The following is a 22,016-nucleotide window of genomic DNA, read 5'->3' on the forward strand; positions in this document are numbered from 1 at the left end:
GACAACAAGGAGGAGTACGATACAACGTTTCATTCTTGAAACTCCGGTTAACAAATTTGCAAAGGTTGCCTAGCCTCGACAAATTAGAGGAATTTAAGAACGAATGTCAATGATATTGAAAATTAGTTTTTGTAATTATCGTAATTTACGTTTTTAGCTCTCTACAAACTCTCCGCAATGGAGGTGGCGGCCTGCAAAACTGCCGCTTCGATCTCTCGTTCGCGCTTCGCGTCCATCCGGTTGGAGGGAGTAGAGACACTGATGGCGGTAACGACCGGTTTGGAGGTGGATTTCACGGCTGCAGCGAAGCAGATGCCTCCGCGAATGGACTCCTCGCGGTCGCAGGCGACACCAGATTCACGAATCACGGAGAACTCGGCGAAGAGGCGTTGGCGATCGGTGATGGTGTGCTCAGTCCGAGGTGTAAGTCCATATACTTCAAGCATTCGGTCGGCCAGCGGGCGGTCCTGAAAGGCGGTAATGGCCTTGCCCAGCGCGGAGCAATGCGGCGGCAGAACACGGCCAATCTTGTTGGTCATGCGGATCTCGTGGAAGGATTCGAGGCAGTCGAGGACATGGATACGATCATCGAAGAGAAAGGCCAGGCTGGCCGTCTCGTTGAAGGCGTTTACCAGGCTCTCCATCTGGGGGCGGGCTACCTCGCGAACGTGATCAGCCGCCCGCACCAGCCAGCCGAAGATAAGCCGCGGAGAGAGTTGATAGGTGCCGTCGCGGTCCTGTCGCAGATACTCGTGCCGTTCCAACGTGCGGAGTACACGGAATAAGGATGACTCGGGGAGGCGCATCCGGGCGCTGATCTCTTTGAGCGAAAGCGGGGTCTGGCCGTCGAAGCAGTCGAGCACGTCAAGAGCGCGGCCGATAGATCGGAGGTAATAGACCTCGTCGCCTTGAGCATCGTCAGCATTCTGCAGAGCCCACTTGGGAATGCGGCGACGGACGGCTTTCTTCGATGCTTGCGACTCTGTGCTGCTGACCTTGCTCATGTCTGAAATCTCACGCTTTATGGATAGCTATTGCCGTAAGGCAACGCGGTCTTGCATTCGAGCGTTATTGTAGCGCCAAACCGTGATATTTCGTTTTAGCGCTATAACTTTCATTTTGAATTGACATTCTTCATGCCGATTGGGTACAAGGGGAGACCAGTTGGCTCTTTTTCTGTCTTGGCGACGCCAGGTGCGTCGGATACCGCGGATAGCGCAGACTTTGGAAGGAAGAAATGGATCGTAGAGATGTACTGAAGCTGAGTGCCGCGACGCTTGTAGCGGCGTGGCAGCCGGGTGGGTTAGTTGCAGAGGCCGAGGGCCGTCCGGCCGTATCGGCAAACATTGAGCGGTGGGGATTATTTGAAGTAGAGTTCAAAGGGCCTGTGACAGGAAATCCGTTCAAGGATGTGACTCTGACCGCAGCATTTACTCAGGGGCATCGGACCGTGGAGGTCAGAGGCTTTTACGACGGCGATGGCGTCTACCGTGTCCGATTTATGCCTGACGAGCCCGGCTCATGGAGCTATAAGACCGCCAGTTCGGTGGCAGAGCTCAATGGAAAGACAGGCGCTTTCGAGTGCGTTTCGGCAAAGGCAGGCAATCATGGTCCGGTGACCACGGCGCACCAGTTTCACTTCGAGCACGCCGATGGAACACCGTATTTCCCTTTTGGAACAACAACTTACGCGTTCCTGTTCACAAGCGAAGAGAATGCAGCCAATTCACTGGCAGGGATGAAAGGGATGTTCAACAAGAGCCGTGTTTGCATCCTGCCGAAGCCATTAGGCGAAGGGTCGCAGATTCTGCCCTTTCCTGTGAGCGGGGCCGACCAGAACGGGCGCGGCGGTACAAACGACTACACGCGGTTTAATCCGGCTTATTTTCAATTGCTGGAGAAACGGATTCTGCAGCTTCAGGCGGCTGGCATCGAGGCCGATTGCATCCTCTTTCATCCCTACGACGCCTGGGGCTATAAGGCAATGCCGGACGAGGTCGACGACTTCTACCTGAGGTATGTGGTGGCCAGACTTTCCGCATTCCGGAATGTGTGGTGGTCGATTGCGAACGAGTACGATCTGGTGAAAGCGAAGACGATGTCGGACTGGGATGGTTTTTTCCGCGTGGTAGAGACGGAAGACCCCTATGGCCATCTTCGGTCGATTCATCACTCCAGGGTGATCTACGATCACTCGAAGCCGTGGTGCACCCATGCCAGCTTACAGAGCTACGACTTCGAGAAGTCAGCCGAGCGAAGGGCGGCATGGAACAAGCCGATTATCTATGATGAGGTTCAATATGAAGGAGACATCGAGCGGCGCTGGGGGAACCTGTCTGCCGAAGAGATGACGCGCAGGTTCTGGCTGGCCACGGTGCGTGGCAGCTACGCGTCACATGGCGAGGTCTTTATCTCAGCCGATACAGGGCCGCATGCGCACGAGTCGAGCTGGTCCGATGCAGGAAGATTGCGCGGCGAATCGGCGACACGAATTAAATTTCTGCACGATGTAGTGGCGAAGTATACGAAGGTTGGCCTGAACGAGTTTGAAGGATCGTACTATCTCTCGGTAGGTACGCCGAATGAGCTTTACCTCTGGTACTTCGACTATCATCGGCCAGCGCGGTATGAGTTTCCTCTGACAGGCACGGGGAACTTTGAAGCCACCCTAATCGACCCCTTCGCGATGACTGAGACGAAGCTGCAGGGAACGTATTCGGGGAAGTCGCGGATCGATCTGCCGAACAAACCTTACCAGGCGATTGTGTTCAGGAAGGTCTCAGATGCGAACGGTAAGCCGGTGCACGATGCTCCACCGCAGGATGAGCCATAAAGACAAAGAGGAAGTGCAGGCGAAGCCTACGCAACCATAGCTTGAGAGTGGCTGAGTGAATGAATAAGAAAATTATTGGTTTGGTTCTGATGGTGTCGTCCTGGGGTGTGTGCTGGAGCGCATGGGCGGCTCCGCGTATTGAGGTATCGGCGCATGCAACGCCGCGAGAGATGTTTGCGGCGCAGCGACTGCGGGAGGCAGTGGCAAAGCTGCCCGGCCATGAGCGGATTCTGCTTGCGACGAGACACGATGCGCTTCTGGCCGCCTATGACAAGCAGGTGCCGGACCTCTGGCCCAACGCGAAGGAAGCTTTTGTGCTGAAGAGGCTGGGCAACACGATCGTTATTGCCGGCCTCGATCCGTCGGGCGTGTTGTATGGCGCCGAAGAGCTGATCGATCGCGTCCATGCCGCGGGTGCGCTGCCGAAGACGCTGGAGTTTGAAGACCATCCGCAGTTGAAGATTCGCGGCGTCGCGATCGGTCTGCAGAAGCCGGAGCTGACCTACGAGAATGCTGAGTACGACTATCCGTATACTCCCAAGGATTTTCCATGGTTTTACGACAAGGCGCAGTGGACGAGATATCTCGATCAGCTTGCTGAGCAACGCACGAATGCGTTGTTCCTGTGGAATGGACATCCGTTCACTTCGCTGTTGAAGCTGCCAAAGTATCCCGAGGCGCAGGAACTGCCGACGGCACAGCTTGAGCAGAACATTGAGATGTTCCGCTGGATCACCAAAGAGGCGGACAAGCGTGGCATCTGGGTCCTGCAAGGGTTCTACAACATTCACCTGTCGCACAACTTTGCCCGCGCGCATCATCTGCCCTTTCACTTGTCGGCGCCGACAGCGCTTTCGAGTGAGTACACGCGCTATTGCATCTCGGAGTTTATTCGCGAGTATCCGAACGTCGGAATCTTTATGACGCTGGGCGAGGCGATGGGGCCTCACTATGGGCCGGAGTGGATCTCGAAGACGATTATCCCCGGCGTACTCGATGGGCTGGCTGAAGAAGAAAAGCAAGTAGGCCATCCGGTGGAGCAGCCGCCGATCGTGGTGCGGGCGCATGCGACGGACATCGATCAGGTGATGGCAGTCGCTCGGCCGTTGTATTCGAACATCGATACCATGTGGAAGTGGAATGGTGAGTCGCTGACTTGGACGAACATTCGCGGAAGCGTGAAGCAAAGGTTCGAGTCGATGGTAGCAGGCTCGAACAACACTATCGTCAATATTCATCTGCTCTCAAACTTTGAACCGTTCCGGTGGGGCGATCCCGACTTTGTGCGTGAGACGGAGCGGAACTTTGTAAAGCTGGGAATCGGCGGCGTGCACGTGTATCCGTTGCGCTACTGGGATTGGCCTTACAGCGCGGATAAGACAGAGCCCTTGCTGCTGCAGACGGATCGCGATTGGATATGGTTCGCAAGCTGGGCACGGTACGCATGGAATCCGGAGAGAGATCCTGCGCTCGAGAAGACCTACTGGAGCGAGCAGTTTGCGCGACGGTTTGCATCGCCGGGAGGAATGAACGCAGTTGGTCACAACGATACGGTAGTCGGGCTGGAGTCTCTGGCTACGACGGCAGCAGAGAAGCAAAAACCGTCAGCTACAGAGATGCAGACGGGCGAGCATCTACTGGCGGCCTACGAGCTCGAGGGGCAATGCGCCCCCGAGGTCATACGGCGGTTGGGCATTACGGAGGGGAATAGACAGGTCTTGTCGCTGGGCATGACGATGCCGCAACTGATCGACGCAGCGCGATTCAATCCTGCGCAGACATTGTGGACAGCGGATGCTCCCGATGGAGAGCGCCTCGATGAGTGGGTTGCGAACGAAGTAAAGGGTGGAAAGCACCACGGAGAAAATCCGCTGGGAGTAGCTGCGGATGCGGTGCAGAAATCTGCCGAGTCGGTGAAGCAGGCTGAAGCCGCCGCGCCGGGGATCGCCGCCGATGCCAAACCGGAGTATGAGCGCGTGTTGAACGACATGCGCGCGAACGCTGCGTTGATGGAATTCTATGACCATAAGGTACAGGCTGCGGCGCTCGTGATGCGTTATGGATACGATCATGACCGGTCGCATCTGACGCAGGCGAGAACACTGTTGGCGGCGAGTGTGGATGACTTTGCACATCTGACAAAGTTGACGACTTCCACTTATCGGAATGCGGCTGGCATGGAGACCTCGCAGCGGCAGATTCCGGTGCGCGGAGGTCCCATGACCAATCACTGGCGCGACCTGCTGCCGGTCTATCAGAAGGAGCTTGCGATCTTCGACAACCGATTGGCTGCGCTGCAATCAGGCGCGGCGATCTCTGAGGCGAAGCCGACGCGGTTGCCCGAGGTTGGATTCTCGCTGGCACCTGGCGCAGGCGAGGAGTTCACTGTGGCGAAGGGAACGAGCCTGTATGAGGATGCGGCATCGCCTATCGTCTCCGTTGTGCCGGAGCTGGATGGACTGAAGGGAATCCGAGTATCGACGAAACAGGAGACGCCGATTCACTTCAGGCTGGATAAGCCTGCGCAGATTCTGGTGGGCTTCTTCAAGTCGAACTCGAGAAAGCAGATGAATGTATCGCCGGCCACGGAGCAGTGGAACATTCTGTTGCCGAACGCGGTGTCGGAGGCGAAGGGGTTGCCGATCAGCGTCTGGACCAAGCCGCTGCCTGCGGGTGAGAACGATCTTGATCTGGGCAAGGGCGCTTATGTAGTGCTCGGATTTATCCCCGAGGATGTGCATGTGACGCCCCATGTCAGCTTCGATTCAGTCAAAGGTGGACCTCCAAACCTGGACTGGATGTTTGAGAATTAGGGCTCGATAAACCTAATAACTAAAACAAAACCCGGCCACATGCCGGGTTTGTTCTTTGCTGCGCGTTGTTTTATTGTTGCGGATCGTGGCGGGAGAGAAGTCGTTGTGCTTCAGCCTGGGTGACCTGAAAGAAACTTCCGTGTTTAGCTGCATCGGGAAAGTGCATCTTGTCGTCGACGCTCGACCAGTGAATCCAATCGGTGGTCTCGACACCCTCATAGCGAGGATGTGGCGGGCGGTAATGGTCGTAGTAGACGATCGCATGATTGCCCACTTGAATAACGGAGGGACCTTCGGACCAACTCTCGTTGATCGGGCCGGAGAGCTTACCCCACGGGCCGGAGACAGTAGGAGCAGATGTCCAGCGCTCGTTATAGAGGAGTGGGTCGACGGTCTGATCTTTGAGCACCATCACGACATCGTGTTTATTGTTAGTCGTGCGATGGAAGAGTGTAGCGTCGATAACGGGGAAGCCGCGGTCGAAGAACTTTTCGGGCTTCGAGAAGTTTTTCCAGTCGGTTGTGCGTGACGACCAGATGCGCAGGCCTTCACCGGGAGTATGGGTGACAGGATTGGCGTTGAAGGAGGCAGAGAAGATGATGAGCCAGTCATTGTGCTGCTTGTCCCAGTAGGCCTCGGGAGCCCATGTATTCTGCACGTTAGGGAAGGCAGACATGATCTCGATCTTGCGCTGTGGAGACCAGTGCATCAGGTCGTCGGAGTCGGAGACACCGATGGCGTTGCCATGCCACGCCCAGGTAAAGACCATGCGGAAGTGATGACCATCAGGGGTGCGTGTGATGTAGACGTCGCGCATCAACTCGCTGGGAAGATCGGGCTTGACCCAGGGCTGTCCATCGTTGAGGGGCGTAAAGGTGTAGCCATCGCGGGAGAGGGCGAGGTAGATGCCCTGATCGGCAGGCTCGTGAAAGTATACGAAGACCCACGGATCGGAGGGTTTGAGATTTGTAGTCCTGATACTGACAGGCGTGTGAGTGGTCTTCTTCATAGAAGACTGCGCCGCAAGAGGCAGAGCTTCCGCAGCGAACGAGAACAGGATGAGAGTTATCAGAATTTGTCTGATCATTATTAACGGCTTTAGTTTGGAGTTCCGTGTTCGGGCTTTGGGTATGCCCATTTAAAGGCATACCCGGAATGACGAAGTCGTAGCTTACATGCCCGGTGGTGGTGGTAGTTTGTCCTGACCGGGAATCTTGTCGGGAGTCATCTTGGGGGCGTTGGAGTCCAGCAGTGTCTTGTTGCGCCAGTGCGAGAGTACGGTGGGGTGGCCCTGAGCGTCGTAGTTCTGCCAGGTCCATGTGCCATCCGCGTTGTACGTTTTTAGCCATATCAAATCGCCGTCTTCGAGCTGATAGCTTTCTTCGCCGGTCTTTTTTCCGGCGTGGAAGCTGACGTTCCACATAGGATGGCCGTCGGGGTAGAAGAAGCGTTCGGGGCCTTCGAGCAGAACGCGCCCGTCAGCGGTGATGATGGTAGACCAGGTGGACTTGAGCTTCCCATTGGGGTAACGCTCGGTGTGTCTCCGCAAGGAGTGGGCTGCGGTTGTTGCACCGGCCTCCTCAGCAGTAAGGTCTCCGGCGGACGAGTCGAGGACCCATGCCTCGTTGAGTTCTATCTCATAATTCGTCGTGTTCTTGGTGGTGGCGATGTGGATGATGCCGTCCGGCCCCTGCGTGGCTGTAGTGTAACCAACGGTAAGGATGTTGCCTGGCAGCTTCTTCTGCGTCCACGTCTTGCCATCGTCAGAAGAGAGGGCGACATACGAGCCGTCCTTATGAATGTGTTTCTGATGGTTGGGATTGTAGTCGGCGACGAAGAAGAGCTTGCCGTCGAGCAGACGGATAACCGAGGGACGCTCGCCCGAGGCGAGAGGATCGAAAGGGGTCTTCGATTTAATCCACGTCTTGCCGTCATCGTGCGAGGTGGCAAGCGGCATGCGGCCGTCGATGCTGGAGTTCTTGCCGCCGAAGCCAAGCAGGTCGCCGTCTTTGGCGAAGACAAGGGTGGTATGGCGGCCCGCGGTGCGGCCTCCGGTATCAAACCATGTCTTGCCATCGTCGTGTGATGTCCAGACGGCGGAGATGGAGCCGTTGCCGTCGGCGTCGCGTCCGGTGGAGTCGGTGGGGATATAGATAGCGCCATCAGGCCCGCGAACGATGGAGTTAATCGGCTGCGAAACGTAGCGGCCAATGGGCTTGGGAAAGTTAGGAAAGTGAGCAGCGGACCATGAGGCTCCGTTGTCTGTCGATGTGGCCCACGCGAAGGGCGGTGCACCGATCAGGCGCGAGAATCCCCAGAAGAACCAGACGCGGCCATTGGATTGAGACTGAAATTTGGGATCGTTCCAGATGACAGGAGCAGCGAGCCCGGCGTCGGCGAAGATGGGGAAAGGTTCGGGCATGTCCCAGTCTTCGGTCCCAGCGCGGCGGCGGAGGACCATGACGGTCTGGTCGGGGTCGTCTTCGTAGTCGGGGGAGTTGTAGAAGGCTGCGAGCAGGTCGCCGTTAGGGAGAACTTGAATGGCGGAGTTGTGGTAGTTGACGCCGAGGCCACGCGGCAGGCCCAGGGCCCATCCGGTCGTGCTCATCTGCTGTCCATTAAGGTTTAGGAAGAGCTCGTGCGTCTGGTAGAAGGGCCGAGTCGGGTCGGGATGCCCGATGGCTTTGCTGAGTGCCGGGGTGCCGAGGATCGACTGCTGGTGCACAGCGGTCTCAAAAAAGTAAGACTGCGCTGGGGTGAAGTTTGCCTTCGGCATGGGCGCTTCGACGATGCGGAAGCCGACGTTGCCGCTCTCAGCCGAGTAGCTCGGCGGCAGGCTTGCGCGATTGGCTGGGCGCGAGAAGTAAGGTGCTGTAGCCGGAAGATTGAGATCGGGAGAGGTCTTGGTAGCGGTGTGGCGCCAGTCAAGGCCGCCGCCGCGAATGACCTTGGTCATGGAGGAGATGGCACCGGTGGGATCAGTCTGAAGCTTGGGCTGGTAGGGACCGTAGTTGTCCAGTGTCCATTCGGGACGACCGATCTGCATGTTTTCGACACCAAAGGCGTTGGGATGATCTAAAGGCGTGGGACTGTCAGAGGTACCGAAGAGTGCTGTGCCTCCTGCGCGGGAGACATACTCCCATTCGGACTCGGTGGGTAGCCGGTAAAATTTGCCGGTCTTTTTACTCAGCCATGCGCAATAGGCCATCGCCTGCTCCCACGAAACTCCAGCGGCATAAGCGGGAGTAGCGGTATGGGGTTTATAAGTCGGGTCGAACTGCGCGAACTCGGCGGGAGAGACCTGGGTGATGCCGATGCGAAAGGCGTGGGTGATATGGACGATGTGAGCAGGAAGCTCATCGAAGTCGCCGTGTTTGGGGCGCGAAGAGGTGACCGGGCTTTTGAGGATCGTTCTTGGAATGGCCTCGGCGTCGGAACCCATGCGGAAGCTGCCGGGATGTACGAGGACGGTGGCAGGAACTCCGTTGGGCGAAAGCTGTGGAGCGTTGCCGGGCATGCGAGCGAGTACGCCATCCTTCTGCGCGTGAAGCGCGGGGGGAAGAAGGAGTGTCAGTGCGAGGGCAATGACGCTGGTGCGGTTAGTTGCGGGGGTCAACATCTTCTCCTGCGGGTTGGACTGAGTGAGGAAGGGCCGCCGAGAGGTGGCCGAGAGTTGCGCGACGGGCGATGACCTTTCCGTCGACAGCGATCGAGAGCCCCTGGCCGCGATGGTAGCGGTGGCCGGTGGAGTCCCAGGCAATGGTCAGAAGGTGATGGTGATAAGGCAGCGCGTCGATGGCGAACCAGGGCCACGCTTTGGGGTCGATGGCCGGGGTGATCTCGATGGTGTCGTCGGCGCGAGGGCGAAGGCCGATGAGGCCGGTAATCAGGGGGTCGGCAAAGCCGGAGTGGTTGTAGTAGTTGCCGCGGCCGACCTGCTTATGTTTTTGGAGGAGCATGTCTTTGGCGATCCACTCGTCGGTGTCGGCGTCGTAGTCTTCATCGATCCAGTCGATGAGCCTGCCGTTGGGCAGGTGAATATGCTGGGCCAGAACGTAGCGCGAGAAGAGAAGGCGGTAGTCCTTGAAGTCGATGGTGTGGGAGCCGGGCGAATCGAGATAGGCCGCCATGGCGTTGAGAGTCTGGGTCATGGCAAAGGGCCACGCGGGGCCGTTCCAGGTGCACTGGTCGGAGGAGACAAAGCGGAAGCGCGGGCTGCGGCGCTCGGCGGTGGTGGCTCCATACTTGCCGTCGAAGCCTTGAGGGTCGAAGAGCTGGTTCCAGGCGACGGCGTGGCTAGGCGCGGGAGAGGAGAAGTTCCACGGGTTATAGCCGATTAGCTCGCGGACGCCAGCGAGCTTGAGGATGGTGCCAGGATCGATGAACTTCTTCTCCGCGCGGATGCCGGAGTCCTTGGCGGGGGAGACGACCTCGTAGAACTGGTCTCTGGGGTTCCACAGGACGGTTTCGATCAGGCGGTTCAGCTTGTCAGCTTTGGCTGTGTACTCGTTGGCTAACTGCTGGTTGCGAGCAAGCAGCGCAGTGGCGGCGATGGCTCGTGCGTCCGAGACCATATAGCTGTTGAGCGTGGGCCGATAGCCGTCGCCGGAGATGGACTTCTCCATGGCGTCCCGGGTGTCGATGGACCAGAAGAGGCCGTTGGAGTCTTGCTGGGCGGTCTCCCAGTCGTGGTAGACGCGAGTCAGTTGCGGTAGCAGCGAGGTAGCAAGTGATCTGTCGCCGTTGGCGAGCGTGACTGCACGGACGGCGGTGGCCATGGCGGCGGAGTACTTGCGGATGTTGGGGGAGCCGGGGACGTCGGGCTTATACCAGAAGCGGGCGTCGTCTTCGGCGATGGCCTCGGTGTGAAGCCAGCGGGCTTCGCCGAGATGGAAGGGGGCGGCATCGACGAGCGCACCGTAGGAGCCGTCAGGATGTTCCGGGTTGGGGAAGTTGGGCTTAGGCAGCCACTCGGTGATGACGTAACCGGTGGGTGTATCGACGACGTGTTTTTTGAAGGCGTACCAGCGGAAGTAATACATCTCCTCGGTGGCTTTGTCGGGAGAGTCGAAGAAGGGAATCTCCTGCTGCATCCATGGCCACGCCGCTTCGGCAGGCTGCCCGGAGGAGGACGGCTCACCGTTGTAAATCTTGCCGGTAGCGGCGAGCTCGTCGGCTTCGAAGGTGGTGACGTAGTGGCGGTAGTTGGCCGGGTTGAGGAGAGGAGGCTGGGCGAAGGCGGCAGCAGACGCTAAGAAGAGGAGAAGGGCGGCGCGGGCTGAGGTATTGGAGGACATAATGGCAGTCGACGGAGTTCACTATAGCGAACGAAAGTTGGAGTGGGCAACGAGAAATGAAAATTATATGACAAATACGAAAGTAGATTAGGCGATCCTGCGCAGAACACGAGGCTCCGGCGATGGGGGCAAAGGTCGATCTGTGGATTTTGCGCAGTCTCTACAGCCACCTGAAAGGCACGTGGAGGCTAGGCATTGCAAAAACGAATTCCGCTTTGCGGATTGGCCGGTGGCTCACATAACGTCGTCAGTTATCGAGAAATCGGCGATGGAGATGTGGCGGTGGCAACGGAGGCAGGAGTTTGTTTACCCCAGAGATTGTCGAGGAAGAGGATGTAGTTCTCCCAGTCGAAGTCTGTGACGTCATGTTTGCCGGTGCGCTCGTGATAGGCGACGAATCCGTCGAGGCCGATGGGATGATCGATGGCAGGAGGCTGCGCATTGGGTGGCAGGGCGGGTTTGCCGAGAAGGGTGTAGACGCGGGATGCGCTGAGGGCGGAGAGAAACTCGCCTTTAGGATCGGACCACTCGTCGCCCTGTGCCGAGGCAACATAGAGTGGGCGTGGAGCCATGAGGGAGACAAGGAGGTTACCGTCGGCGGGGATCTCGGAGTCGTGACCGACCCACTTGGCGTAGTTGGGGCAGAACCAGTAAGGGAAAGAGTGCTCAAGGTGATAGACGGTTTCGCCAAGAGCGCGACGCTGGATGGACTGGCCGCCATGGCCGCTCTCGGTCGAGAGCAGGGCATCGAAACGCGGGTCCTGGGCAGCGGCCCAGTCGGCGGCTTTGCCGAGGCGGCTGTGTCCGGTGACGGCGATATGGTTAGGGTCGATGCGTGGATCAACGAGGAGGGAATCGAGAGCACGAGAGAGACCCCATGCCCAGGCACCGACGGCTCCCCAGGCGTTGGGCGCGGCGAGTTGAACAGGCGTGCTGTAGAGGTTGCGGACGCTGTACTGGGCTGCGTCTTTGAAGTCGGCTTCGAGATCGCCGTAGTAGATAGTCGCGAGCCCATAGCCGTGGGTGAGAAGCATCCGTACCTGCCACTGTTGAGTGGCGGTACCGCGGGTGCTGTCGGCGGGAAGCTCGTGGAGAAGAGTGGATGATCCCTTGGGCTTGGACCAGAGCGGAGTCGGGAGGATGCCGGGATCATCCACGACAGACTGATTGCCGGTGAAGTTCAGACCGAGCACGATCGGAATCGGGCGATGTGCGGCGACCGCGGCAGCGGGGAGATAGAGCAGGATACGAAGGTTGTGCAGGGCTTCGGCTGGAGGAGTGATACCCGGTGCAGACTCGAAGGTGAGATCGATTTGCTCGCGGACGGCGAGGCCGTCGAGGGCGTGATCGTTGTGTTCGACGACGCGGGCGTGAGCGACGGCGTGGAGGGCGGCGGGAGGTGTGACGCCGAAGACATTCTCTTCGAAGAGGTGCAGAATCTCGGGCCGGCGCTCAGTGGTCCACTGCTTGGCCGTGGTGACGGGAGCGCCGTTGGAGAGGCGGAGGGGATCGAGCAGGGTATAGGGGGCTATCTTCGATTCGTCGTAGTTGTAGCCGGGGATGTGCTGGGCCGGAGCGCGAAGGAGGGAAAGGAGGACGACGGGGAGGAGGGCTGCGATTAAGTAATGTCTCGCCATGTGGTCTGATGATCTCCGCGGTGCGTAGATGAGTTTATTACTGAAAGTAAATGGCACCTAGTGAAAACTCTTTCTTGACAGAAGCATATGGCGCAGGTTGCCATAGATGGCGAGTGCTTGAGGATGGTTTTTTGAACGAGAACAGATTGCGTTGTGTACGAGTGCTGGGATGCATGGGGCTGCTCGCGTTATGTGCAGGCAAGGTATGGGGACAGCAGGCGCTGCGGCTGCCGGAGGCCCAACCGGTAATGCAGGAGGCAGCGCAACGATTTACGTTTGCTTCGGATGGACCTGCCGGGCCAGGATGGACCAGGCCGGATGCGATTGCGCGGGTATATGGGAATGAGTCGCTTCCGGTGCTGTTTCGGCGGACACTGCGACTGGATCAGGATGTGCCGCGGGAGTCGAAGCTGTCGTGGATCTTTACCGGGCCGCATGCCGGGTTGACGGTGGAGCTGACGGACACGAAGGTGCATTTGGTGGAGAGGTATTACGACTCGGTGGCGCTGAGCGGCGGAAGCTATCCGGACAAGGTGGTGCGCGAGCAGGAGCGACAGTTTGTAGGGCATGTGCGCGAGTTGACGGTAGTGGCGGATGCTCATCTTTCGGTGATGGTGATACTGAACGGAGAGAAGGTGATCGAGGCTCCGCTGGTCTTCGACCTGACGCGGCAGCAGTTGATGTTTTCCGGTCCGCGGAACGAGCACATGGTTTTATCAGGAGCGCTGCTCAAAGAGAGGACCGGTGAGACGACAGTATCGGTTGAGCCAGGCAAGACGCACCAGGTGATGTTGGGATTTGGTGGTAGCCCCAGTATTCCGGCCTACGCTGAACTGAGTGACGAGGGCAAGAAGGAGTACTGGGCGATCCTGCGTCGGTACAACCTGCTGATCGATCGCGAGTACCCGATGGGCACGCAGATGAAGCAGGACCTGTCGAATGTAGACGATCTGCACGATGCGACTCCTCATTACTATGGCGACAACTTTCCTAACGGAGAGGTCTCGGACTTTGAGTACAGCAGGAAGACGCGCGAGATGGGCGGCATGGTGCTGTACGAGATGTGGGCGCTGCCTTCGTGGGCGATTGAGGCTTATACCAACACGGGTAAACCGGTAATCGACGCGTGGGGCAAGGTCGTAAAGAAGGCGGCGAAGCCTGACGTGTATGCGCGAACGGTGGTGGAGTTCTGCCGGAAGGCGAAGGAACGTTCGGGAGCGGCGCCGGAGATTGTCGGGATCGAGAACGAGGTGGAGCAGCCGCCACAGGTCTTCGCCGCGATGACGACGGCGCTGCGCAAAGCGCTTGATGCCGCGGGATTTCAAACGACGAAGATTCAGATGGCCGATGCGCCCTATATGTGGATAGCTGTGAATCGGGTGAAGGATTTGAAGGGCTATCCCGAGGCATGGAAGGCCACCGATTACACGGCGGCGCATCAGTACGACTACCAGGAGTTTCTGGCAAATCCGGATATGTATGACGAGCGTCTGCAGTCGATGCGAGAGGAGAGCGAAGGTAAGCCGTTTCTGGCGACGGAGATCTGCCTGAACGATGGAGCTTATCAAGAGCCTTCGTATCGCGTGGCGTTACAGGTGGGACAGTTATACCAGAAGGATTTGACCGAACTGGACGCCGAAGCCCTGATGTATTGCTGGCTTCTGCTCGATGTGGAACAGCCGACATTTGGAAGCTCGCGATCGTTGTTGGTGCCGGACAGATCGCAAGGTGAAGTACCGGTGGCATCGAGCTTCGAGTTACGGGTGTTGGGGGCCTTCAGCCGGCACGTGCTCAAAGGGATGAAGCGGGTAGAGTCGGAGAGCGGTGATAAGGACCTGTTGACGGCGGCGTTTACCGACGGCACGAAGAGCTCGTTGATTGTGATGAACCGGTCGATCGAGGCAAAGAGGTTGAATGTGGAATGGAAAGGCCCGAAGTGGACGCGGATGGAGAAGACGAGCTTTTACTTGGAGAATGTCGAGAGCGCGGCACCGGAAGAGGTTGTGGTTCAGTCGGGTGAGATCGTGACGTTGTCGAACTTCAGCGCGGAAGAACAAAAGTGAGGATGAAAGTGGCAATAAGTGGAATGCGATGGCTGGTGGCTGCGGCGGTAATAGCTTGTGGCGTGGGAGCAAGAGCCCAGGTGGCGCACAACACAGATGCAGGAGTTCAGCCGAAGGGCGAGATGATCTTTCAGCCGGGATCGGCCGGGTTTGCGCAGTGCCACGCTTCGACAGTAGTGGAGTTGAAGGACGGCGGATTAATGGCTGCGTGGTTTGGAGGAGCAAGGGAAGGCGCGCCGGATGTGGCGATATGGACCTCGCGTTATGAGCATGGTGTCTGGTCGAAGCCGGTAGAGGCCGCTCGTGCAAAGGGCGTGCCGACGTGGAACCCTGTGCTGTTTCATACGAAGGACGGGCGGCTGTGGCTTTACTACAAGGCAGGCAAGGATACGGGAAGCTGGTCGGGCCAGCGGATGTGGAGCAAGGACGAGGGGAATACCTGGTCGAAGCCCGAGCAGCTACCTGCAGGTCTGCTGGGGCCAATTCGGGCGAAGCCGCTTGTGCTGGCTGACGGAACGGTGGTGAGCGGCTCCTCGGTTGAGGCTTATAAGACATGGGCGGTGTGGATCGAGCGTAGCGTGAACAACGCGGAGACGTGGAAAAAGATTGGGCCGATGGTGGTGACCGAGGCGCAGGACAAGGCGGAGCCGCCGTCACCCGAACCGCCGATGGACAGCATGGAGCTACGCAAGAAGGACCATGAACCGCGGACATTTGAAGGCATTATTCAGCCCTCGGTCGTACGCATGGGTGGAAGGCATCTGCGCTTTTATGCGCGGTCGAAGACATTGGCATCGAAGGTGGTGGTGGCGGACTCCTTCGATGACGGTGTGACCTGGGGCAAGACACGCTTCATTGATGTGCCGAATAACAACTCGGGGCTGGATGTAGTGGTACTGAAAGATGGGCGCGTGGTGATGATCTTCAACGATACGCCAAGGGGAAGATCGCCGCTGAACCTTGCCGTGAGCCGCGATGGCGAGCACTTCCGCGTCTTTGCCACGCTGGAGCAGGGTGCGGGAGAGTATTCGTATCCAGCGCTGATTCAGGATAAAGACGGCGATCTGGATATGACGTATACCTGGCATCGGACGGCGATCAAGCATATGCATCTTCCGTTGAAAGAAGTGCCGGCGCGCTGATAGCGTTGTGGCGGACAATTGAAATTCGTATTGGGCCCGGGGCCTGCGTGTTGCAAGAGATCGAGTGAGGTTCGTGCATGAAGAAGCTGGTTGTGTTGGCAGTGTTGCTGTTGGTATCGGTGGCGGGATACACCGCGTGGGCGCAGGACCTGCCACTGACGCAGACTCTGGTGCCGAGTACGATCTCTCCGCTGGACCCGACGCGTGAGATGACTGCGGCGCCGGTGCTCGAAGGGCGTATTCATAAGCCATTGCCTGAGGAGTATGTGTGGACGGCAGCAGAGGCAAAAAGCGACAAGCTGATCTATACGTTTCCTGCGATTACTGAGCAGACGGAGCCGCATTATTTTCGCGCTCACTTTCAGGTGATGGCTGTGCCAAAGGAGGCAACGCTTTACATTGCAGGGCCACGCTCAGTCTCGGTCTGGATCAATGGACAGCTCGCGGAAAAGGTGGCGAGTGATACAAGCTCGCCGCTGGGAATGCATGTGTTTGCCATGCCGGTGGTGAAGTTGCTGCATACCGGAGCGAATGTGATTGCGATTGAAGCTGTGCGCGGGCGTGGCGTTACGGGTTTTGCAAACAGCGCGTTGGTACGGCAGCAGACCTTCGGCCAGGTGCTGGTAGCGAAGATTGTGCCGCGCGAGCCGGGTGTGGTGGCTGCTGATCTGATGCATAGCGGAAGTGACTGGAAGAGCTCGACGGTGGCGGAGAGCGGATGGCAGAGCGCGAGCTTTCATGACGCTGCGTGGAAGCCTGTGATGTCGCTCGGTGGAATCGAGAGCAACATTGAGCTGTTCCAATGGAACGCGGATGCGGGGCTCTATGACTGGCCGGGATATGACGGAATCTCGCCGTTCCTGGCACATCTACCGCTGCATGTCGATAAGGTGCTGGCGAGTTATGCGGGACGCGGCAGCTTTGAGGGATTAGGGAATTTGACAAGCGACAGCGGAGATGTGGTGGTGCATCTGCCTGCGGCGCAGGTAACGGATGCAAATGGGCCGAGCCTGTTTCTCGACTTTGGACGAGAGCTGACGGGAAGGCTCGAGATCGTGAGCGACTCGAATACGCCGATGAAGGTGACGGTGCAGTTGGGCGAATCGGAGTCCGAGGCGCTCAAGGTACCCTACCTGGGTGTCAACGAGATGACGATTGCGCCGCATGGAGTGGGACACTCGCCCAAGTCGGCGTTTCGCTATGCGAAGGTGCGCTTTCTCGCGGGAGCGCCGGAACTGCGGATCAAGTCAATTCACGCGGATCACATCTACTACCCGGTGAAGTACGAAGGCAGCTTCGAGAGCTCGGATGCGATGCTGAATCGGATTTGGGAGACAGGAGCGTACACGGCACATCTGTGCATGCAGGACGGCGTGTGGGACGCGAGTAAGAGAGATCGCGGGCGCTGGATGGGCGACCTCGATGTGAGCGGCCAGGTAATTGAAGATGTCTTTGCGGACAAGACCCTGATGGAGGACACGCTCGATCGTCTGCTGGGTGCCGATCCGAAGCAACTGGTGGACCAGCATGTAAACGGAATTCCGGGGTACTCGTCGTTCTGGTTTACAGGAGTAGCCGATTTTTATCGGCATACAGGAGACAAGGCGTTTCTCGAGCGCGAGCACGATCGCATGTTGCAACTGCTAACGCTGGTTGACAGTGAGTTCGATGCACGCGGCATCTATGCGAACAAGAGCAATGTGTGGCTATACGTCGACTGGTCGCCAGATCTGAATGGAGATACGCCAGAGACGCGACGGGCAACGACGCTCGAGTTCGTTCGTGCCTATCACGCAGCCTCATACCTGCTGCACGAGATCGGCGATGAGACCAACGCGGCGAAGTATGCGCAACGAGCGGATACGGTGAAGGCCGCGGCAGAGAAGTATCTGACGGATGCTAAGACAGGAACCTTTGGTCCGCGCTGGCAGACCAATGCTGCGGCGGTGATCAGCGGGGCAGCAGGGCCGGAGCGCTATACGGCGATCTGGAATGATGTGTTGTCGCAGGTTGGCAAGGATGCTGGGCCGGGACTCGGGCATGGGCCGATCATGTCGCCTTATTACGGCGATTACGTGCTGAGGGCGATGGCAGAGATGGGGCATCGCGAGGATGCACTTCAGTGGATGCGCCAGTTTTGGGGCGGAATGCTCGATGAGGGAGCGACGAGCTTCTGGGAGGCGTATGACGTGGACTGGTACAAGGAAGACTTTCACGCATCGCTGCAAGCGGACAATCGCTCGGGGTACTTTGTCTCGCTCGCACATGGATGGTCGGCCGGCCCTACAGCATGGCTGACGCAGCAGGTATTGGGAGTTCAGCCGACAGGAGCAGGATTTGAGACCGTGAATCTGCGGCCTGATCTGCTTGATCTCGAGTGGGTGAAGGGTACAGTGCCGACGCCGCGCGGGCTGATCACGGTGGATACGAAGAAAGCCAATACTGGGATGACGCTCGTAGTCGATCTGCCTCAGGGAGTGGTAGCGAGGCTGTCGGTGCCAGTAGCTAAGGGGACTACGAGCGTAAGGGTGAATGGAGAAGTTGAAAAAGGAGAGAGTGTCGAAGGTGGGATGCGCTGTGTCGTGGTGTTAAAGCAGGCGGGACATTACGTCGTCGGCGAATAGAGCGCAAATCGGCATCCGTTTCCAGATGCCGGTGTCAGGCAAAGCACGCAGCGTAGATCTGTTCGACGTCATGCCTTGTTAGTTCGCGAGGGTTGTTGCTCAGCAGCCTCTGAACAGTGAGTGCTGCTTCGGCCAAGTGGGAAATGGAGTTGCGGCCAATGCCATGGTGAGCCAGGTTGGTATCGATGTTGCAGGTACGAGTTAATGCTTCGAGTTGAGCGGCTCCTGCATAGGCAGTTTCCAACGGAGTCGATTTGAGTTCTGCTCCTAGAGCGAGAGCTACGTCGGCGTGACGCTCAGGAGAGGCAGCAGCATTGAAGCGAAAGACCGTCGAAAGAAGAATTGCGTTAGAGAGGCCGTGCGGAATATGGAACTCGCCACCTAACGGATAGGCGAGGGCATGGACAGCAGCGGTGTTGACCGGGCCGAGGCAGAGCCCTCCATAGAGGCTGGCGAGAGAGAGGCCTTCGCGTGCCTCCGCATCATTACCGTCGTGGGTGGCGCGAGCAAGGAAGCGAGCGCAGAGGCGAATGCCTTCAAGAGCGTAGAGATCGACAAGAGAATGCGCGTGCTTATTGGTGTATGCCTCGATGCAGTGGGTGAGAGCATCGAGGCCTGTGAAAGCCGTAACGGCGGGTGGCACGGAGTGAGTAAGTGTTGGATCGATGAAGGTGGCATCGGGAACAAGGCATGGACTGATAACTCCCTTTTTGATCTGCGCTGTTTCGTCGAGGAGGATGGCGTTGGGTGAGACCTCGCTGCCCGTGCCCGAGGTCGACGGTATGCAAACGAGGTGACAGTTGCGCGAGCGTAGTAGGCCGATGCCGAAGGTGTCCTCGATGCGCTGCGCGTTATGAAGAAAAGCGGCAAGCAACTTGGCGAGATCGAGCGCGCTACCTCCACCGATGCCGAGAATGCAGGTCGGTTCTGTGGCGCGAGCGCGCTCGAGCGCAGCGTGGAAAGAAGAGAGAGTAGGCTCGCCGGCTGATGCGCGATCAGAGGTGACGGGAATGCCGGTGGTGGAGAGTTGTCGCTTGAGGTGATCGATCGTAGAGTGCAGCGAGGCAGAGTAAACGATGTGGATGCGAGGCTGCGGCAACGCGCTCAGGTAATCGAGCGCGTTTGTCAAACAGCCGCTTCCGAAGACGAGGCGGTTGGGTTGCAGCAAGGTGATGGTGCGCATCGGCATAGTTAGCGAATCACGGACTCCTGCTGACGATTTTTGGATACCCCTTTGGTGGCGAGGTCGATGGCCTGGTTGGCAGCGTCAAGCGCGAGTTGCGCTCCCGCTTTGAGGGCAGTGATGTTGTTGGTGCAGAAGAGAAGATCGACGCCGAGACGAGCCCAGTGAGGAAAGTCAGCAGCTCCGCAGGCGGTGACGATCTTCTTGTTGTGTTTGCGTGCGGTTTGAACGATCTGCTCGGCAGCCTTGAGAAGCTTAGGGTGGCTGGTCTCGCCGGGGATACCGAGGCTGGCGGCGAGGTCAGCGGGTCCGATGAAGAGATCGACATCGGGAATGGCGGCCAGCTCTTCGATGCGGGCGAGGGCTTCCTTGGTCTCGATCTGTGCGAGCAGCGTGAGCTCCGAGTTGAGCCTTTGCTGCTCGGCGGGAACATTGTCGACGATGCCATAGCGAAGGGCACGAGAGACGGAGAAGAAGCCGCGTGCACCGACGGGCGCGAAGCGAGCATACCGGACAAGCTCGGCGACCTGCTCAGGCGTATCGACCATGGGGATGTCGATCATGTCCGGCCCGCACTCGGCAGCTTTGAGCACGGATTCACGGCGCGCGTCTGGGATGCGAATCATGGTGAGCATGCCGGTGCCGGCAGCCATGCGGCAGAGGTCCGCAGCCTCGGCAAAGCTGATGCCTGCGTGCTCCATCTCGATCCAGACGACCTGGAAGCCCATGTAGCGGGCGATCTCAAGAAAGACGGGGTCGTAGGAGTAAAGCGCTGCTCCGAGCAGAGGCCTGTTGTTGGCTTGCTGAATTGCTTTATGAAGGCGGTTCATCGGTACTCCTGTGTGGTTGCGTGCGTCAGTCAATGATTCTCCTAGATATTTGCATGGATGCGGGATTGCGATTGCTTGTGTCGCCAGCCGTGCCAGGTAAGATCTGTGGCGATGGGCGTTCCGGGCAGAAGAAGGCTGGCAATGATGCCGACGACAAGAAGGATGACGTGACCGATCGCGCCGATCATGTAGTCGTGCCAGGAAAAGTTCCAATGGCCGAGGTCGAGTATCTTGCCGCCTTCGGTCAGCGTGGCCCAGGTGGTAAACAGCAGGCACGCGAGCAGGCCGGCGAGTGCTCCCTGGCGAGTGGCTCGCGGCATTAGGAAGGCGAGCAGGAACAGGCCGGCCAGACCTCCCGCAACGACGGCGGTGATGGTGTAGTAGAGCGAAAGCGCGCTGCCCTGTGTGTGGGCGAGGCGCAGCGCGACGAGAGCGGCAGCGACACCGCTTAGGGCAACGACGACGCGTCCGGCTCGAAGAAGTTCGCGATCGGTCGAGCGAGGCCGGGCGAGCTTGTAGAAGTCTTCGACGGCGATCACAGAGAGGCAGTTCATGTCGGAGGCGAGCATCGACATGGCCGAGCCGAGCAACGCAGCAACGAAGAGCCCTGCGAGTCCTGAGGGAATGTGCGTGACGAGGAAGTGCGGAAAGATGCCGTCAGACTTCGTGATGGTGGCGGGAATGTGCTCACCGGTCAGGCGATAGAAGCTCCAGAGCAGACTGCCAATGAGCATGAAGCCGATCCAGACCGGAAGGCAGAGTCCCGCGCCGAGAGCGATGCCGCGAACGGCGGCGCGATCGGATCTGGCGATAAGGTAGCGTTGAACCACACTCTGGTCGCCAGTATATTTCTGCAGGTAGAAGAAGAAACCGTAGATGACAAGGACGATGATGGTCGGCTTATCAAAGCGAAGAGCGGTGCTGCCCAGGCTCATCTTATGGTGAGTCCAGGCATCGCTGAGTACAGCGTGAGGGCCCTGCGGAGGAAGGAAAAGAAGATAGCAGAGCGAGACGATGATCCCTGCCCAAAGCACAAAGCCCTGTACGACATCGCTCCAAACGACAGCTTCGACACCGCCGAGAATAGTGTAAAAAATCGTGACGGCGGCTGTAAGCAGAATGATCGAAGAGATGTGCCAGCCCGTCATGCTCGAAAGCGTAAGCGCTAGCAGATAGAAGACGAAGCCCATCTTGGAGAAGTGGCCGATGGCGAAGGCGAACGAAGAATAGAGCCGGACACCTGTGCCAAAGCGGAGGCCGAAGTATTCGTAGGCGCTCATGCAGACGACGCGGCGGAAGAACGGCACAATCACCGAGCCTATGAGAGCGAGTACTCCAACGAAGAGTATTCCGGGAACGAGCAGCGACCAGTCGCCTGCGTAGGCAGCGCCAGGATACGCGATGAAGGTGACGCTGGTGATGATGGTGGCAAGTAGTGAAAGGCCCATGGCCCAGCCCGGAATAGAGCGTCCGGCGACGAAGTAGTCCTCGGTGGTGCGCTGACGCCGCGCAAACCGCAGGCCGATAGCGACGAGGCCTGTAAGGTAGGTGGCGATAACGAGGATGTCGAGTGCGCGCATGGGTTCGTGGAATC

General features: G+C 58.4%; 13 protein-coding genes. 5 read left to right on the forward strand and 8 right to left on the reverse strand.

The genetic code is table 11. The features are described from left to right. Positions 1 to 161: 161 nt before the first annotated feature. On the reverse strand, positions 162 to 1,004 hold the full coding sequence (locus tag IEW09_RS14990; RefSeq protein ID WP_188554995.1) for an IclR family transcriptional regulator: 843 nt from the start codon (positions 1,002 to 1,004) through the stop codon (positions 162 to 164). A 233-nt stretch (positions 1,005 to 1,237) separates the two neighbouring features. Here IEW09_RS14990 and IEW09_RS14995 point away from each other — a divergent pair, with 233 nt between their 5' ends. Both IEW09_RS14995 and IEW09_RS15000 read left to right on the forward strand, forming a co-directional pair. Continuing rightward, positions 1,238 to 2,833 (forward strand): DUF5060 domain-containing protein, encoded by a 1,596-nt coding sequence (locus IEW09_RS14995; protein ID WP_188554996.1) that lies wholly within the window; start codon positions 1,238 to 1,240, stop codon positions 2,831 to 2,833. Between the two features lie 59 nt (positions 2,834 to 2,892). Further along, the gene (locus tag IEW09_RS15000; protein WP_188554997.1) at positions 2,893 to 5,646 is read left to right on the forward strand and encodes a hypothetical protein; all 2,754 of its coding nucleotides are present in this window, start codon (positions 2,893 to 2,895) and stop codon (positions 5,644 to 5,646) included. A gap of 70 nt (positions 5,647 to 5,716) precedes the next feature. Here IEW09_RS15000 and IEW09_RS15005 read toward each other — a convergent pair whose 3' ends face one another. From IEW09_RS15005 to IEW09_RS15020, 4 genes are all read right to left on the reverse strand, one after another. Further along, the gene (locus IEW09_RS15005; RefSeq protein ID WP_188554998.1) at positions 5,717 to 6,655 is read right to left on the reverse strand and encodes a glycoside hydrolase family 43 protein; all 939 of its coding nucleotides are present in this window, start codon (positions 6,653 to 6,655) and stop codon (positions 5,717 to 5,719) included. Between the two features lie 162 nt (positions 6,656 to 6,817). Then, complete coding sequence (locus tag IEW09_RS15010) at positions 6,818 to 9,265, reverse strand: SUMF1/EgtB/PvdO family nonheme iron enzyme (RefSeq protein ID WP_188554999.1); 2,448 nt, start codon at positions 9,263 to 9,265, stop codon at positions 6,818 to 6,820. Continuing rightward, complete coding sequence (locus IEW09_RS15015) at positions 9,246 to 10,943, reverse strand: MGH1-like glycoside hydrolase domain-containing protein (protein WP_188555000.1); 1,698 nt, start codon at positions 10,941 to 10,943, stop codon at positions 9,246 to 9,248. Before IEW09_RS15015 ends, IEW09_RS15010 begins: the two co-directional genes overlap by 20 nt. 251 nt (positions 10,944 to 11,194) lie before the next feature. Beyond that, positions 11,195 to 12,580 (reverse strand): glucuronyl esterase domain-containing protein, encoded by a 1,386-nt coding sequence (locus IEW09_RS15020; RefSeq protein ID WP_188555001.1) that lies wholly within the window; start codon positions 12,578 to 12,580, stop codon positions 11,195 to 11,197. Between the two features lie 131 nt (positions 12,581 to 12,711). Between IEW09_RS15020 and IEW09_RS15025 the strand changes: the two genes are divergently transcribed. The 3 genes from IEW09_RS15025 to IEW09_RS15035 all read left to right on the forward strand — a co-directional run bounded on the left by IEW09_RS15025 (position 12,712) and on the right by IEW09_RS15035 (position 18,409). Then, positions 12,712 to 14,643 (forward strand): glycoside hydrolase, encoded by a 1,932-nt coding sequence (locus tag IEW09_RS15025; protein ID WP_188555002.1) that lies wholly within the window; start codon positions 12,712 to 12,714, stop codon positions 14,641 to 14,643. A 2-nt stretch (positions 14,644 to 14,645) separates the two neighbouring features. After that, a complete protein-coding gene (locus IEW09_RS15030) occupies positions 14,646 to 15,785 on the forward strand; it encodes a sialidase family protein (protein ID WP_373282826.1) in 1,140 nt (379 codons plus the stop codon). 77 nt (positions 15,786 to 15,862) lie between these two features. Then, entirely contained in the window at positions 15,863 to 18,409 is a 2,547-nt protein-coding gene (locus IEW09_RS15035) for an alpha-L-rhamnosidase-related protein (RefSeq protein ID WP_188555004.1), read from the forward strand. Between the two features lie 34 nt (positions 18,410 to 18,443). Here the strand turns inward: IEW09_RS15035 and IEW09_RS15040 are convergent, their stop codons facing one another. Genes IEW09_RS15040 through IEW09_RS15050 form a run of 3 tightly spaced genes read right to left on the reverse strand, consistent with a single transcriptional unit; the run spans position 18,444 to position 22,002 of the window. After that, on the reverse strand, positions 18,444 to 19,592 hold the full coding sequence (locus tag IEW09_RS15040) for an iron-containing alcohol dehydrogenase (protein WP_188555005.1): 1,149 nt from the start codon (positions 19,590 to 19,592) through the stop codon (positions 18,444 to 18,446). An 8-nt stretch (positions 19,593 to 19,600) separates the two neighbouring features. Continuing rightward, a complete protein-coding gene (locus IEW09_RS15045) occupies positions 19,601 to 20,422 on the reverse strand; it encodes an HpcH/HpaI aldolase family protein (RefSeq protein ID WP_188555006.1) in 822 nt (273 codons plus the stop codon). Positions 20,423 to 20,463: 41 nt separating this feature from the next. Further along, complete coding sequence (locus IEW09_RS15050) at positions 20,464 to 22,002, reverse strand: sodium:solute symporter family protein (protein WP_188555007.1); 1,539 nt, start codon at positions 22,000 to 22,002, stop codon at positions 20,464 to 20,466. Positions 22,003 to 22,016 lie beyond the last annotated feature (14 nt).

Origin of the sequence: Edaphobacter dinghuensis (assembly GCF_014640335.1) — a bacterium.
GTDB lineage: Bacteria > Acidobacteriota > Terriglobia > Terriglobales > Acidobacteriaceae > Edaphobacter > Edaphobacter dinghuensis.